We start from the raw sequence: 16,553 nt of genomic DNA on the forward strand, positions 1-16,553 counted from the left end.
TGGAGCATGCAACTGAATTCCACCGAAATCAGCGAACTGATCAAGCAGCGCATTGCTCAGTTCAATGTTGTGAGTGAAGCTCACAACGAAGGTACTATTGTTTCTGTAAGTGACGGTGTTATCCGCATCCACGGCCTGGCCGATTGTATGCAGGGTGAGATGATTTCCCTGCCGGGTAACCGTTACGCTATCGCACTGAACCTGGAGCGCGACTCCGTTGGTGCAGTTGTGATGGGTCCATACGCTGACCTCGCCGAAGGCATGAAGGTTAAGTGTACTGGCCGTATTCTGGAAGTACCGGTTGGCCGTGGCCTGCTGGGTCGCGTTGTTAACACCCTGGGTGCGCCAATCGACGGTAAAGGTCCGGTTGAGCACGATGGCTTCTCCCCAATCGAAGTTATCGCACCAGGCGTTATCGACCGTCAGTCCGTAGATCAGCCTGTTCAGACAGGTTATAAGTCCGTTGACGCCATGATCCCAATCGGTCGTGGTCAGCGTGAACTGATCATCGGTGACCGTCAGACCGGTAAAACCGCGATGGCAATCGACGCCATCATCAACCAGCGTGATTCCGGCATCAAATGTGTGTACGTGGCTATCGGCCAGAAAGCGTCCACCATTTCTAACGTGGTTCGTAAACTGGAAGAGCACGGCGCGCTGTCTAACACCATTGTTGTTGTGGCGACCGCTTCTGAATCTGCTGCACTGCAATACCTGGCACCATACGCCGGTTGCGCAATGGGCGAATACTTCCGTGACCGCGGTGAAGATGCGCTGATCGTATACGATGACCTGTCTAAACAGGCTGTTGCTTATCGTCAGGTTTCCCTGCTGCTCCGTCGTCCACCTGGACGTGAAGCGTTCCCTGGCGACGTATTCTACCTCCACTCTCGTCTGCTGGAGCGTGCTTCCCGCGTTAACGCGGAATACGTCGAGAACTTCACCAAAGGTGAAGTGAAGGGTAAAACGGGCTCTCTGACCGCGCTGCCGATCATTGAAACCCAGGCGGGTGACGTTTCTGCGTTCGTTCCGACCAACGTAATCTCCATTACCGATGGTCAGATCTTCCTGGAAACCAACCTGTTTAACTCCGGTATTCGTCCGGCGGTTAACCCGGGTATCTCCGTATCCCGTGTTGGTGGTGCTGCTCAGACCAAGATCATCAAGAAACTGTCCGGTGGTATCCGTACCGCGCTGGCACAGTATCGCGAACTGGCTGCGTTCTCTCAGTTCGCATCCGATCTGGACGAAGCAACCCGTAAACAGCTGAGCCACGGTCAGAAAGTGACCGAACTGCTGAAGCAGAAACAGTACGCACCAATGTCTGTTGCTCAGCAGGGCCTGGTACTGTTCGCGGCTGAACGCGGTTACCTCGAAGATGTGGAACTGGCGAAAATCGGTAGCTTCGAAGCCGCTCTGCTGGCTTACGTCGACCGTGATCACGCTCCGCTGATGCAAGAGATCAACCAGACCGGTGGCTATAACGACGAAATCGAAGGCAAGCTGAAAGCTATCCTCGATTCCTTCAAAGCAACCCAATCCTGGTAATCGTCCGGCGGCTTGTCTCAGGACAAGCCGCCTGGCATTGAGGAGAAGCTCATGGCCGGCGCAAAAGAGATACGTAGTAAGATCGCAAGCGTCCAGAACACGCAAAAGATCACTAAAGCGATGGAGATGGTCGCCGCTTCCAAAATGCGTAAATCGCAGGATCGCATGGCGGCCAGCCGTCCTTATGCAGAAACCATGCGCAAAGTGATTGGTCACCTTGCAAACGGTAATCTGGAATATAAGCACCCTTACCTGGAAGAACGCGACGTTAAGCGCGTGGGCTACCTGGTGGTGTCGACCGACCGTGGTCTGTGTGGCGGCTTGAACATTAACCTGTTCAAAAAACTGCTGGCGGATATGAAAGCATGGTCTGAAAAAGGCGTTCAGTGCGATATCGCAATGATCGGCTCTAAAGGCGTCTCTTTCTTTAACTCCGTTGGTGGCAACATTGTCGCTCAGGTGACCGGTATGGGTGATAACCCGTCCCTGTCCGAACTGATTGGCCCGGTTAAAGTTATGTTGCAGGCCTATGATGAAGGCCGTCTGGACAGACTGTACGTTGTCAGCAACAAATTCATTAACACCATGTCTCAGGTTCCAACGCTCACTCAGATGCTGCCGTTACCGGCATCAGAAGATGACGAGCTGAAGCAAAAAGCCTGGGATTACCTGTATGAACCCGATCCGAAACCGCTGCTGGATACCCTGCTGCGTCGTTACGTTGAATCTCAGGTTTATCAGGGCGTTGTAGAAAACCTGGCCAGCGAGCAGGCCGCACGAATGGTGGCGATGAAAGCCGCGACCGATAATGGCGGCAGCCTGATTAAAGAGCTGCAGTTGGTTTACAACAAAGCTCGTCAGGCCAGCATTACTCAGGAACTCACCGAGATCGTCTCGGGGGCCGCCGCGGTTTAACCAGGTTTACGAATTACGTAGAGGATTCAAGATGGCTACTGGAAAGATTGTCCAGGTAATCGGCGCCGTGGTGGACGTCGAGTTCCCTCAGGACGCCGTACCACGCGTGTACGACGCGCTTGAGGTACAGAATGGTAACGAGAGCCTGGTGCTGGAAGTTCAGCAGCAGCTCGGCGGCGGTATCGTGCGTACCATCGCGATGGGTTCTTCCGACGGTCTGCGTCGTGGTCTGGAAGTAAAAGACCTTGAGCACCCGATCGAAGTCCCGGTAGGTAAAGCAACACTGGGTCGTATCATGAACGTATTGGGTCAGCCAATCGACATGAAAGGCGACATCGGTGAAGAAGAGCGTTGGGCTATCCACCGCGCGGCACCTTCCTACGAAGAGCTGTCCAGCTCTCAGGAACTGCTGGAAACCGGTATCAAAGTTATCGACCTGATGTGTCCGTTTGCGAAGGGCGGTAAAGTGGGTCTGTTCGGTGGTGCGGGTGTAGGTAAAACCGTAAACATGATGGAGCTGATCCGTAACATCGCGATCGAGCACTCCGGTTACTCCGTATTTGCGGGCGTAGGTGAACGTACTCGTGAGGGTAACGACTTCTACCACGAAATGACCGACTCCAACGTTCTGGACAAAGTATCCCTGGTTTACGGCCAGATGAACGAGCCACCTGGAAACCGTCTGCGCGTTGCGCTGACCGGCCTGACGATGGCTGAGAAGTTCCGTGACGAAGGCCGTGACGTTCTGCTGTTCGTTGATAACATCTATCGTTACACCCTGGCCGGTACTGAAGTATCTGCACTGCTGGGTCGTATGCCTTCAGCGGTAGGTTACCAGCCAACGCTGGCGGAAGAGATGGGTGTTCTTCAGGAACGTATCACCTCTACCAAAACCGGTTCTATCACCTCCGTTCAGGCGGTATACGTACCTGCGGATGACTTGACTGACCCATCTCCAGCCACCACCTTTGCGCACTTAGATGCAACCGTGGTACTGAGCCGTCAGATCGCGTCTCTGGGTATCTACCCAGCCGTTGACCCGCTGGACTCCACCAGCCGTCAGCTGGATCCACTGGTTGTTGGTCAGGAGCACTACGACACCGCGCGTGGCGTACAGTCCCTGCTGCAGCGTTACCAGGAACTGAAAGACATCATCGCCATCCTGGGTATGGATGAACTGTCTGAAGAAGACAAACTGGTGGTAGCACGTGCGCGTAAGATCCAGCGCTTCCTGTCCCAGCCGTTCTTCGTTGCGGAAGTATTCACCGGTTCTCCGGGTAAATACGTTTCCCTGAAAGACACCATCCGTGGCTTTAAAGGCATCATGGAAGGCGAATACGATCACCTGCCAGAGCAGGCGTTCTACATGGTTGGTTCCATCGAAGAAGCTGTGGAAAAAGCCAAAAAACTTTAACGCCTTAATCGGAGGGTGATATGGCAATGACTTACCACCTGGACGTCGTCAGCGCAGAGCAACAAATGTTCTCTGGTCTGGTCGAGAAAATCCAGGTAACGGGTAGTGAAGGTGAGCTGGGTATTTTCCCGGGTCACGCACCGCTGCTCACCGCCATTAAGCCTGGTATGATCCGCATCGTTAAACAGTTCGGTCACGAAGAGTTTATCTATCTGTCCGGCGGCATTCTTGAAGTGCAGCCAGGCAGTGTGACCGTTCTGGCCGATACCGCTATTCGTGGCCAGGATCTCGACGAAGCGCGAGCCCTGGAGTCGAAGCGTAAGGCTGAAGAGCACATTAGCAGCTCTCATGGCGACGTGGATTACGCTCAGGCGTCTGCGGAGCTGGCCAAAGCGATCGCGAAACTGCGCGTTATCGAGTTGACCAAAAAAGCGATGTAACACCGGCTTGAAAAGCACAAAAGCCAGTCTGGATACCAGGCTGGCTTTTTTTTTCGGCCTTAATTCATGATGAAAAAGATGTAGAATTTTAAGCATCAAACGTTTTTACTTCTCACTCAAACAACCGTCAGGATGCGTATGTCAAACAGTGCGATGAGCGTGGTGATCCTTGCCGCAGGCAAAGGGACCCGCATGTATTCCGACCTGCCTAAAGTGCTTCACACGCTTGCAGGAAAGCCAATGGTGCAGCACGTCATTGATGCAGCGAATGAATTGGGTGCCAGTCAGGTCCACCTGGTCTACGGCCACGGTGGCGATCTGCTTAAAAAGACGCTGAGCGACGACAAGCTCAACTGGGTGCTTCAGGCCGAGCAGTTGGGTACAGGCCATGCCATGCAGCAGGCAGCGCCCTTCTTTGCGGATGACGAAGACATTTTGATGCTCTACGGCGATGTCCCGCTGATCTCCGTTGAAACGCTGACTCGCCTGCGTGAAGCCAAACCGCAGGGCGGCATCGGTTTATTAACCGTCGTGCTGGACGATCCAACCGGTTATGGCCGTATCACCCGTGAAAACGGCAACGTTACGGGTATTGTTGAGCATAAAGATGCCAGCGAGGCGCAGCGTCAGATTCAGGAGATCAACACCGGTATCCTGATTGCCAATGGTGCGGATATGAAGCGCTGGCTGTCGAAGCTCAATAACAATAACGCCCAGGGTGAATACTACATCACCGACATTATTGCGATGGCATACCTGGAAGGGCGCGAGATTGCGGCGGTCCATCCGGCGCGCATCAGCGAAACCGAAGGGGTGAACAACCGCCTTCAACTCTCCCGTCTTGAGCGCGTTTATCAGTCCGAACAGGCCGAGAAACTCCTTCTGGCTGGCGTGATGCTGCGCGATCCGGCGCGTTTCGATCTGCGTGGAACGTTAGCGCACGGGCGCGACGTTGAAATTGATACTAACGTCATCCTCGAGGGTAACGTGACGCTGGGCAACCGCGTCAAAATTGGCGCTGGCTGCGTGATCAAAAACAGCGTCATTGGTGACGACTGTGAAATCAGCCCGTACAGCGTGGTGGAAAATGCCCGTCTGGATGTGGCCTGTACCATCGGTCCGTTTGCGCGTTTGCGCCCGGGCGCTGAGCTGCTGGAAGGCGCTCACGTGGGCAACTTCGTTGAGATGAAAAAAGCGCGTCTGGGTAAAGGCTCAAAAGCCGGTCATTTAACCTATCTGGGCGACGCGGAAATTGGTGACAACGTCAACATTGGCGCAGGCACAATCACCTGTAACTATGACGGCGCCAATAAGTTTAAAACCATCATCGGTGATGATGTGTTTGTCGGTTCCGACACCCAGCTGGTGGCGCCTGTTACCGTGGGTAACGGCGTAACGATTGCCGCCGGGACAACCGTTACGCGCGATATCGCCGATAACGAACTGGTATTAAGCCGTGTGCCGCAGGTGCACAAGCAGGGCTGGAAACGTCCTGTGAAGAAGAAGTAACAACAAGGCGGGTGGCGCTACGCTTACCCGCCCTAAGATTGAGTAGGCCTGATAAGGCGTAGCCGTCATCAGGCAAACCCGGGTGAGGAGATAAATATATATCTCCCCCCACAAGCAGTACCCATAAAAATAACCCCACTCTCTACAAGGCTCGGGGCGCCCGGAAAGGGCAAATACAGGTCAGCGACAACGCAGGCATTATGCCTAAATTCGGAATCTAAAATTATGTGTGGAATTGTTGGCGCAGTTGCGCAGCGTGATATTGCTGAAATCCTTCTCGAAGGTTTACGTCGTCTGGAATACCGTGGTTACGACTCTGCCGGTCTGGCTGTCGTCGATGCAGAAGGTCATATGACCCGTCTGCGCCGTCTCGGTAAAGTGCAGATGCTGGCCCAGGCCGCGGAAGAACATCCGCTGCGCGGGGGAACCGGTATTGCGCACACCCGCTGGGCGACGCACGGCGAACCGTCTGAAGGCAACGCGCACCCGCATGTGTCTGAACACATCGTGGTCGTGCACAATGGCATTATCGAAAACCACGAACCGCTGCGTGAAGCACTGAAAGCGCGCGGCTACACCTTCGTCTCTGAAACTGACACCGAAGTGATTGCTCACCTGGTGCACTGGGAACTTGAGCAGGGCGGTACGCTGCGTGATGCGGTGCTGCGTGCTATTCCTCAGCTGCGCGGTGCGTACGGTACGGTGATCATGGATTCCCGCGACCCGTCCACGCTGCTGGCCGCGCGTTCCGGTAGCCCGATGGTTATCGGTCTGGGCATGGGTGAAAACTTTATCGCTTCCGATCAGCTGGCACTTCTGCCGGTCACCCGTCGCTTTATCTTCCTCGAAGAGGGGGATATCGCCGAAGTGACTCGCCGTAGCGTGACCGTGTTCGATACCAAAGGCGAGCAGGTGAAACGTCAGGAGATCGAATCGAATCTGCAGTACGACGCGGGCGACAAAGGCGCTTACCGTCACTACATGCAGAAAGAGATTTACGAGCAGCCAAACGCCATCAAAAACACCCTGACCGGGCGCATCAGCCATGGTGAAGTGGATCTGAGCGAGTTGGGCGCAAACGCGAACGAACTGCTCAGCAAGGTTGAGCATATTCAGATCGTGGCCTGCGGCACCTCCTACAACTCCGGTATGGTCTCTCGCTACTGGTTTGAATCTCTGGCGGGCGTGCCGTGCGACGTAGAAATTGCGTCTGAGTTCCGCTATCGCAAATCTGCCGTGCGTCGTAACAGCCTGATGATCACCCTTTCCCAGTCAGGTGAAACGGCAGATACCCTGGCGGCGCTGCGTCTCTCTAAAGAGCTGGGTTATCTGGGTTCTCTGGCCATCTGTAACGTGCCGGGCTCATCGCTGGTGCGTGAATCCGATCTGGCGCTGATGACCAAAGCGGGTACCGAAATCGGCGTGGCCTCCACCAAGGCGTTTACCACTCAGCTGACGGTTCTGCTGATGCTGGTGGCGAAACTGGCGCGTCTGAAAGGTGAAGATGCCTCTGTTGAGCATGACATCGTTCACGGTCTGCAGGCGCTGCCGAGCCGTATTGAGCAGATGCTCTCCCAGGACAAACGCATTGAAGCTCTGGCGGAAGATTTCTCTGACAAACATCACGCCCTGTTCCTGGGCCGTGGCGATCAGTATCCGATTGCGCTGGAAGGCGCGCTGAAGCTGAAAGAGATCTCTTACATTCACGCTGAAGCCTATGCGGCAGGCGAGCTGAAACACGGTCCGTTGGCGCTGATTGACGCGGATATGCCGGTTATCGTCGTGGCACCGAACAACGAACTGCTGGAAAAACTGAAGTCCAACATCGAAGAAGTCCGCGCCCGTGGCGGCGTGTTGTACGTCTTTGCTGATAAAGATGCCGGTTTCGCCAGCAGCGACAACATGCACATCATCGAGATGCCGCATGTGGAAGAGGTGATTGCGCCGATCTTCTACACCGTTCCGTTGCAGCTGCTGGCCTATCACGTGGCGCTGATCAAAGGCACCGACGTTGACCAGCCGCGTAACCTGGCGAAGTCCGTTACCGTAGAATAATCTCCAGCCTACCCGAGGCTGCCAGTATTCTGGCAGCCTCATAGTCCTCCCCTCAGCGATTACTTCTTTTTATCGCAGCCTGTTTCTTTTTTCATGTTTCCTTACATTATTGCGTCATCTGATTGTCTCGCCGATTTCTGCTTAAAAAATAATCATATTTAGCGGTGGCAAAGAAAAGATATTGATAAATTCTCAAAAAAACAGAAAAGAGACATCAATAGCATTTATTAATTATTTTTTATTCTTATTTGTAAGGGGTTTTTTATTTTTCGTTTTTATTATTTTATTTTAAAGATATTTCATGAGAGAAAACGTGTTTGTCTTAGGGCAGGAATGAATTGTACTATCGCCACGCTTTAAAGGATGGTGTGTTTTATTTGAATGTGTAAATGAAACGCATACAAATAATATAAATTATGGAGAGTTTCATGAAATTAAACGTTATAGCCACTTCGCTGGTTTTATCTTCCGCCCTGTTTTCAGGTGCGACATTAGCGGCTGACGGTACTGTTCATTTCCGTGGCGAGGTGATTGATTCTACTTGTACAGTCACGACTGATACCAGTAATCAGACTGTTAATATTGGTCGTATATCGGTAAAAACCTTCGCGGGTATTGATTCCACCGCGTCTGTTAAAGATTTCCACATCCGTCTGGAAGGCTGCCCGGCAACCTATACTCAGGCGGCGGTACGCTTTGACGGGACGGAAGATAAAGATACCATCGGTAAAGGTTATCTCTCAATCGGTACGCCGGTGAACGAAGACGGTACGGACGGCGAGTTCACTGGCAGCGGCGACGCCATTGCCGCGACGGGCGTGGCGATTAAACTGTTCAACCTGAGCGATGATACCGCGATCCCGTTGTATAACAATTCTAAATACGTTGCCATTGCAGATGGTAAAGCGGATATGGGATTCAAGGCGAAATTCGTCCAGACTCTGGCAACAGTGACGCCGGGTACTGCGAATGCTGACTCTCAGTTTACTATTGAATACCTGAAATAATCAGCGGTTATGGATTCGGAGCCTGTTAAGAATTTATTAACAGGCTCCTTTATATATAAGGACATTGGATTATGCCAGGGCGTATAGTGAATGTATTATTAGCGTGTTGTCTTACGGGTATTTCTACACTGGCATCGGCAGGTGTGGTTATCGGTGGCACACGAGTGATTTATTCGAGTGATAAATCCGACGCAACCATTACTGTCAAAAATAACGAAGCGGCTATCCCTTATCTTATTCAAACATGGGTTGACCCCTTCAGTAATACAGGAACCGCGAAAAAACCACCGTTTACCGTCATTCCACCGGTATCTCGTCTGGAGGCTGGGCAGGAAAAAATTCTGCGCATTATGAAAACCGAGGGCAATTTACCGCAGGATCGGGAGTCGGTGTTCTGGCTGAACATCAAAAATATTCCCCCGGCGAGCAATAAGCCGAACGCGATGGAAATCGCCATCAAGACACGTATCAAGCTGATCTGGCGTCCGGCCTCGTTGAACATCACCCCGGAGCGCGCCGCCACGCAGGTGAAGTGGCACAGAGAAAATCGGCAGTTGGTAGTTGAAAATCCCACGCCGCTAAATATCAACGTTATGAATGTGACAGTGGACGGCAAAGATGTGCCGCTCAATATCGTCCATCCCTTTGAAACCCTGCGTTTACCCTTACCGGAAGGCGTGAATGGCCATGCGCTGGTGTGGCGGTATGTGAATGATTTCGGTGCGATTAGTCAGGATTTAAAAGCTGCGCTTTAAGCAAAGGATGGTTTATTTATGGAGTGTTCCCGTATTTTCATCGCGCTTGCTTCCGGGATGGTGCTTGGTTTATCCGGCGAGGCGGCCGCGAGGGATATGTTTAACCCTGCGTTGCTTGAAATCGATCATCCTGTGGACGTTGATATCCACCAGTTTAACCGCGCGAACAATCTACCTGCCGGGAACTATAAGGTCAGTATTCATGTTAACGGCGAATATGTTGACCGCCGGGAGGTAACCTTTGTCGAAGATACTGCCACCAGCAACCTTCATCCTTGCTTCTCAGACGTCAAAACCGTGCTCGCTGAGCTTGGGGTAAAAGTGGCGGCTATCAAGGCCCTTAACGACATAGATGACAAAGCCTGTCTGAACCCCGCGCCGCTCGTTCCCGGCTCAACCTGGACGTTTGATACGGATAAACTCCAGCTTAACGTCACGTTGCCGCAAATCTATATTGATGTATCGGCGCGCGGCTATATCAGTCCCTCACGCTGGGATGAGGGCATCAATGCGCTTATGGTGAACTACGATTTTTCCGGCTCCAGCACGGTGCATTCGAACGAGGATGTTAACGACGATTTTTATTATCTGAACCTGCGCAACGGTGCCAACCTGGGGGCATGGCGTTTACGTAACTACAGTACGCTAAACGTGGCCGATGGCGAGTCTTCGTATCATTCGATCAATACCTATTTACAGCGCGATATCGCCGCGTTACGCAGCCAAATCATGCTGGGGGATACGTGGACCGCAAGCGACGTGTTTGACAGCACGCAACTGCGTGGTATGCGTCTCTATACGGATGATGACATGCTGCCTTCGAGCCTGACGGGGTTTGCGCCAGTGGTTCGCGGCGTGGCGAAAAGCAATGCGACCGTGATTGTGCGGCAAAACGGTTACATCATTTACCAGTCTGCCGTACCGCAGGGAGCGTTTGCGCTCAAGGATTTAAACACTACCAATTCGGGTGGCGATCTGGATGTTACCATCAAAGAAGAGGATGGCAGCGAGCAACATTTTACCCAGCCTTACGCCTCACTGGCGATCCTGAAGCGTGAAGACCAAACCGATGTCGATATCAGCGCGGGTGAACTGCGCGATCAAAACGATTTTCAGCCGACCGTTTTTCAGGCGCAGGTGTTACACGGTTTTCCTGCGGGTATTACCCTCTACGGGGGCGTGCAGGGAACCAGCGATTACACCTCCGCCGCGCTTGGCGTGGGGAAAGATATGGGTTCGCTGGGCGCCATTTCGCTGGACGTAACGCATGCCCGCGCGCGGTTTGAGAACGATGACGAAAGCGGGCAATCTTACCGTTTTCTCTATTCCAAACGTTTTGATGAAACTAACACAACGTTTCGGCTGGTGGGCTACCGCTACTCCACAGAGGGCTACTACACCCTGAACGAATGGGCGTCCCGGCAGAATAACGAGAGCGACTTCTGGACGACAGGTAACCGCCGTAGCCGTCTGGAGGGAACATGGACGCAGACCTTTGGCGACGGGATGGGAAATATTTATCTTACCCTTAGCCGCCAGCAGTACTGGAAGACGAATGAAGTCGAGCGGCTGGTGCAGCTGGGCTACAGCAATAGCTGGCGCTCTATTTCCTGGAACGTCTCCTGGAACTACACCGATTCACTCACCTCGGCCCAAAATAGCACCGACACTGACATCGGCGACAGCCAGGGCAGCGAACAGATTTTTATGCTCTCTCTCTCCATACCGTTGTCAGGCTGGCTGCATGATAGCTACGTCAACTATGGGTACACCCAAAACAACCATGGAAAAGGGATGCACCAGGTGGGGCTGAGCGGTAACGCGCTGGATGCGCACAACCTCTCCTGGAACGTTCAGCAGTCTTACGATGCGGATAACGAAGATTACAACAACAGCGCAGGGGTGGGCTATGACGGCACATATGGTTCGGTAAACGCCAGTTACGACTATACCCAGGACAACCAGCGCCTCAACTATGGAATGAAGGGCGGGATTCTGGCCCACAGCGATGGCATAACTTTCTCTCAGGAGCTGGGGGAAACCGTCGCGCTGGTTAAAGCCCCGGGAGCTTCCGGCCTGGCGCTGGAGAATGGTACGGGTAAGGCGACGGACTGGCGCGGCTATACGGTACAGACGCAGCTCAATGCCTACGATGAAAACAGAGTGGAGATCGACAGCGATTACTTTGCGAAGGCCAACGTCGAAATCGACAACAGTATCCTCAGCGTTATCCCGACGCGCGGCGCGGTGGTACGGGCGGAGTTTGTCACTCACGTGGGCTATCGCGTCCTGTTCAATGTGCGGCAGAAGAGTGGCAAACCGGTGCCGTTTGGCGCAATGGCCTCGGCTGATTTACCCCGCGGCAGCGTAACCGGCATTGTGGGCGAAAATGGCGAGCTTTATCTGTCCGGCATGCCGGAAGAGGGGGCGTTTGTCCTGAAGTGGGGTGCAGATAACACGGTGACCTGCCCGGTTAACTACCATTTTACCCCGCCAGAAGGCGTTGAACTGATACAAATATCGGCAGTATGCCAATAGGGAAATAAGATGAAATTCAGGACACCTCTGTTTTTAAGCGCGTTGATAATATTTATGACGCCAGTATGCAAGGCGTACACCACGGGCGACGGGATTTGTCACTCCGAAGGTGGCGCTTATATCTATAACCTTAATTTGAACGGGCAGTCGATCCCGGCGGATAAAAATAAAGCAGGTACAGAGATCAGGGATCTGGAAACGCTCAGTTCATCTACGAGTTACAAAGCGCAATGCAACTGTCTTACGCATTACTCTACGGGCTTTCGCCAAATCTACTACACCGCACGATCGCCGTTAAGTGAAGATGTGGTAAAGAACGGGTATACCTATTTTACCCTTAATAACAACCTCAGCATCGCCACGTCGATACTTGTGCTTGGCAGAGAATATATACCGGTACCTTTCAGTGCAGAACCAAACGTAATGTCTCATAGCTCCTATTGTTATGCGCCTGGCGAGGAAGGGAGCGAACCAACACTCAATACCGGTTCACAAATAAAAATATCATTCTTAATTAACAAGCCGTTTATTGGCCGGGTGAGTGTGCCAGGTACGATAGTCGCCGATCTTTATGGAGGGCTGGATGCGGCCTCCTCGACCTCCAGCACCGAAAAAATGGCAGAGATCAAAATCGCTGGCGATATCGTCGTGCCGCAAAACTGCGAGATAGCGCCCGGGCAGACGCTTGAGATAGATTTTGGCAAAATCCCGGCCCCGGAATTTTCCGCTACCAAAGGCACCGCCGTGACGAGTCACAAGGTAAAAAAGACGATTCAGGTACAGTGCACAGGCATGCTGGATGAGAATATTGTCTACTCCACTTTCCATGGAGACCCTGTTGACGCCGATGCCACGATGATGAAAGTCAACGGCAATGATGATGTAGGCATTGTGGTATACGACAAGTGGGATCGTCAGGTCAGCGTCAACGGCGGCAGGATGGACATGGATAGGGGCGAAAACAACAACGGCGCCGAAAACAATTCGCTTACCTTTTCCGCTGCGCCTGCAAGCGCAACGGGGGCTCAGCCAAAACCTGGAACGTTTGAAGCGTACGCGACGGTCACGCTGGAAATTGAACATTAATCATCCGACGGCTGTTTATGACAGCCGTTGTCATTTTCCCCCTTTTGTACCAGGCTTATCCCTTTCTGTATGACAACTCTATGACGCCATCCTGAATAAATATCATTTATTATCAGTGACTTATTTTTAGCACCAGCATTGTCATAAAACTGTCATAATTCGTACATTTATCTGTCACCTGTTTGTCCTATTTTGCTCATCGTAGCCACTAAACAACGATTTACGAAAATCTTGCAGGAGACATTATGAAAGTTATGCGTACCACTGTCGCAACTGTTGTCGCCGCGACCTTATCTCTGAGCGCGTTCTCTGTATTTGCAGAAGCAAGCCTGACTGGCGCTGGTGCAACCTTCCCTGCGCCGGTGTATGCCAAATGGGCGGATACCTACCAGAAAGAAACCGGTAACAAGGTTAACTATCAGGGTATCGGCTCCTCCGGTGGCGTAAAACAAATTACCGCGAACACGGTTGATTTCGGCGCATCAGATGCTCCGCTGTCTGATGACAAACTGGCTCAGGAAGGCCTGTTCCAGTTCCCTACCGTGATCGGTGGCGTGGTTCTGGCGATCAACCTGCCGGGCGTGAAGTCGGGTGAGCTGGTGCTGGACGGCAAAACGCTGGGTGACATCTACCTGGGCAAAATCAAAAAATGGGATGACGAAGCGATCGCCAAACTCAACCCAGGCCTGAAGCTGCCTTCTCAGAACATCGCCGTGGTTCGCCGCGCGGATGGTTCTGGTACCTCTTTCGTGTTCACCAGCTACCTGGCGAAAGTGAACGAAGAGTGGAAATCTAAAGTCGGCTCCGGCTCTACCGTTAACTGGCCTACCGGTCTGGGCGGTAAAGGTAATGACGGTATCGCCGCGTTCGTACAGCGTCTGCCTGGCTCCATCGGCTACGTAGAGTATGCGTACGCGAAGCAGAACAACCTGTCCTACACCAAACTGGTGTCTGCCGACGGCAAACCGGTTAGCCCGACCGAAGAGAACTTTGCTAATGCCGCCAAAGGCGCTGACTGGAGCAAATCCTTCGCGCAGGATCTGACTAACCAGAAGGGCGAAGGGGCGTGGCCAATCACCTCTACCACCTTCATCCTGGTGCACAAAGAGCAGAAGAAACCTGAACAGGGCGCTGAAGTGCTGAAGTTCTTCGACTGGGCATACAAAAACGGCGGCAAACAGGCTAACGCTCTGGATTACGCCACCCTGCCAGACAACGTGGTTGAGCAGATTCGCGCTGCATGGAAAACCAACGTGAAAGACAGCAGCGGTAAAGCGCTGTACTAACAGGATATATTTAACGAAGATGGCGGGTGGCGCTGCGCTTACCCGCCCTACGGTTTACTCTGTAGGCCCGGTAAGCGTCAGCGCCACCGGGCATATTCGTAAAAACGTCTCAAACAGAAGAGTAATTTATGGCTGCAACCAAGCCTGCATTTAACCCTCCGGGTAAAAAAGGTGACATGATTTTCAGCGCGCTGGTCAAACTGGCTGCGCTGATTGTGCTATTGCTGCTGGGCGGCATTATCGTGTCTCTGATTTTCTCCTCCTGGCCGAGCATCCAGAAATTCGGTTTCTCCTTCTTGTGGAGTAAAGAGTGGGATGCGCCGAACGATATCTACGGTGCACTGGTGCCGATTTACGGCACGCTGGTGACCTCGTTCATCGCCCTGCTGATTGCGGTTCCGGTAAGTTTCGGTATCGCCCTGTTCCTGACGGAGCTCGCGCCGGGCTGGCTGCGTCGCCCATTGGGTATCGCCATCGAACTGCTGGCGGCCATCCCAAGTATCGTCTACGGCATGTGGGGCCTGTTTATCTTTGCGCCGCTGTTCGCCACGTACTTCCAGGAACCGGTGGGTAACGTCCTCTCTGCCATTCCGTTTGTGGGGGCCCTGTTCTCTGGCCCGGCTTTTGGTATCGGCATTCTGGCGGCGGGTGTGATCCTCGCCATCATGATTATTCCGTACATTGCGGCGGTCATGCGCGATGTCTTCGAACAAACGCCGGTGATGATGAAAGAGTCGGCCTACGGCATCGGCTGCACCACCTGGGAAGTGATCTGGCGCATTGTTCTTCCGTTCACCAAAAATGGGGTGATCGGGGGCATGATGCTGGGCCTGGGTCGTGCACTGGGTGAAACCATGGCGGTCACCTTCATCATCGGTAACACCTACCAGCTCGACAGCGCGTCGCTTTATATGCCGGGTAACAGTATTACCTCTGCACTGGCGAATGAGTTTGCGGAAGCGGAATCGGGTCTGCACGTCGCGGCGCTGATGGAGCTGGGTCTGATTCTGTTCGTTATTACCTTCATTGTTCTGGCGATTTCCAAGCTGATGATTATGCGTCTCGCTAAAAATGAGGGAGCACGCTAATGGCCACTCTCGAAATGCAAGCTACTGCTGAACTGGCGGAATCCCGCCGCAAAATGCAGGCCAGACGCCGCATGAAAAACCGCATTGCCCTGACGCTCTCTATGGCGACGATGGCATTCGGTCTGTTCTGGCTTGTCTGGATCCTCTTCTCAACGGTCGTTCGCGGGATTGACGGAATGTCACTCTCGCTGTTCACCGAAATGACGCCGCCGCCGAACACGGCGGGTGGTGGCCTGGCGAATGCCCTGGCGGGTAGCGGGTTGCTGATCCTCTGGGCCACGGTCTTCGGCACGCCGCTGGGCATTATGGCGGGTATCTACCTGGCGGAATACGGTCGTAAATCCTTGCTGGCGGAAGTGATTCGTTTCATTAACGACATTTTGCTGTCAGCCCCGTCTATCGTCGTGGGGCTGTTCGTTTACACCGTGGTGGTGGCGCAGATGGAACACTTCTCCGGCTGGGCGGGTGTGATTGCGCTGGCGCTGCTGCAGGTGCCGATTGTGATTCGAACCACCGAGAACATGCTGAAACTGGTGCCGGACAGCCTGCGTGAAGCGGCTTACGCGCTGGGTACGCCAAAATGGAAGATGATCTCTGCGATTACGCTGAAGGCGTCGGTCTCCGGGATCATGACCGGTATCCTGCTGGCGGTGGCGCGTATTGCGGGTGAAACGGCGCCGCTGCTGTTTACGTCCCTCTCCAACCAGTTCTGGAGCACGGACATGATGCAGCCGATCGCCAACCTGCCGGTGACGATCTTTAAATTTGCGATGAGCCCCTTCGCGGAATGGCAGCAGCTGGCCTGGGCCGAGGTGCTGATCATTACCCTTTGCGTACTGTTGCTGAACATTCTGGCGCGCGTCATTTTCGCGAAGAAGAAACACGGTTAATTTTTTACGGCGCGGCAGCTCG

13 protein-coding genes are annotated in these 16,553 nt (G+C 53.3%); all 13 read left to right on the forward strand.

The annotated features are described in order from the left end of the window. Positions 1-6: 6 nt before the first annotated feature. The 13 genes from atpA to pstA all read left to right on the forward strand — a co-directional run bounded on the left by atpA (position 7) and on the right by pstA (position 16,531). Positions 7-1,548 (forward strand): F0F1 ATP synthase subunit alpha, encoded by a 1,542-nt coding sequence (gene atpA, locus ACOTXT_RS08700; RefSeq protein WP_003862367.1) that lies wholly within the window; start codon positions 7-9, stop codon positions 1,546-1,548. Positions 1,549-1,599: 51 nt separating this feature from the next. Beyond that, entirely contained in the window at positions 1,600-2,463 is an 864-nt protein-coding gene (gene atpG, locus ACOTXT_RS08705) for a F0F1 ATP synthase subunit gamma (protein WP_008500191.1), read from the forward strand. Positions 2,464-2,494: 31 nt separating this feature from the next. Beyond that, positions 2,495-3,877, forward strand: a complete 1,383-nt coding sequence (gene atpD, locus ACOTXT_RS08710) for a F0F1 ATP synthase subunit beta (protein WP_003862362.1) — start codon at positions 2,495-2,497, stop codon at positions 3,875-3,877. 20 nt (positions 3,878-3,897) lie between these two features. Further along, positions 3,898-4,317 carry a F0F1 ATP synthase subunit epsilon gene (locus ACOTXT_RS08715; protein ID WP_006177560.1) on the forward strand — a complete coding sequence of 140 codons (420 nt, stop codon included), beginning with the start codon at positions 3,898-3,900 and terminating at the stop codon, positions 4,315-4,317. Positions 4,318-4,455: 138 nt separating this feature from the next. Continuing rightward, a complete protein-coding gene (gene glmU, locus ACOTXT_RS08720) occupies positions 4,456-5,826 on the forward strand; it encodes a bifunctional UDP-N-acetylglucosamine diphosphorylase/glucosamine-1-phosphate N-acetyltransferase GlmU (RefSeq protein WP_059363311.1) in 1,371 nt (456 codons plus the stop codon). Positions 5,827-6,051: 225 nt separating this feature from the next. After that, entirely contained in the window at positions 6,052-7,881 is a 1,830-nt protein-coding gene (gene glmS, locus ACOTXT_RS08725) for a glutamine--fructose-6-phosphate transaminase (isomerizing) (protein ID WP_055321867.1), read from the forward strand. Positions 7,882-8,309: 428 nt separating this feature from the next. Then, the gene (locus tag ACOTXT_RS08730) at positions 8,310-8,888 is read left to right on the forward strand and encodes a chaperone-usher fimbrial major subunit (RefSeq protein WP_055321069.1); all 579 of its coding nucleotides are present in this window, start codon (positions 8,310-8,312) and stop codon (positions 8,886-8,888) included. A gap of 71 nt (positions 8,889-8,959) precedes the next feature. Next, a complete protein-coding gene (locus tag ACOTXT_RS08735) occupies positions 8,960-9,643 on the forward strand; it encodes a fimbrial chaperone (protein WP_023326363.1) in 684 nt (227 codons plus the stop codon). 18 nt (positions 9,644-9,661) lie between these two features. Then, complete coding sequence (locus ACOTXT_RS08740; RefSeq protein WP_055321070.1) at positions 9,662-12,181, forward strand: fimbria/pilus outer membrane usher protein; 2,520 nt, start codon at positions 9,662-9,664, stop codon at positions 12,179-12,181. Between the two features lie 9 nt (positions 12,182-12,190). Continuing rightward, a complete protein-coding gene (gene stgD / locus ACOTXT_RS08745) occupies positions 12,191-13,267 on the forward strand; it encodes a fimbrial protein StgD (protein ID WP_023326365.1) in 1,077 nt (358 codons plus the stop codon). Between the two features lie 245 nt (positions 13,268-13,512). Continuing rightward, entirely contained in the window at positions 13,513-14,553 is a 1,041-nt protein-coding gene (gene pstS, locus ACOTXT_RS08750) for a phosphate ABC transporter substrate-binding protein PstS (protein ID WP_008500186.1), read from the forward strand. 128 nt (positions 14,554-14,681) lie between these two features. Further along, positions 14,682-15,641 (forward strand): phosphate ABC transporter permease PstC, encoded by a 960-nt coding sequence (gene pstC, locus ACOTXT_RS08755; RefSeq protein WP_421625301.1) that lies wholly within the window; start codon positions 14,682-14,684, stop codon positions 15,639-15,641. Next, on the forward strand, positions 15,641-16,531 hold the full coding sequence (gene pstA / locus ACOTXT_RS08760; RefSeq protein WP_421625302.1) for a phosphate ABC transporter permease PstA: 891 nt from the start codon (positions 15,641-15,643) through the stop codon (positions 16,529-16,531). Before pstC ends, pstA begins: the two co-directional genes overlap by 1 nt. The last annotated feature ends 22 nt before the right edge of the window (positions 16,532-16,553 follow it).

Origin of the sequence: Enterobacter cloacae complex sp. IR5422, assembly GCF_049238165.1 — a bacterium.
In the GTDB taxonomy this organism is placed as follows: Bacteria; Pseudomonadota; Gammaproteobacteria; order Enterobacterales; family Enterobacteriaceae; genus Enterobacter; species Enterobacter roggenkampii.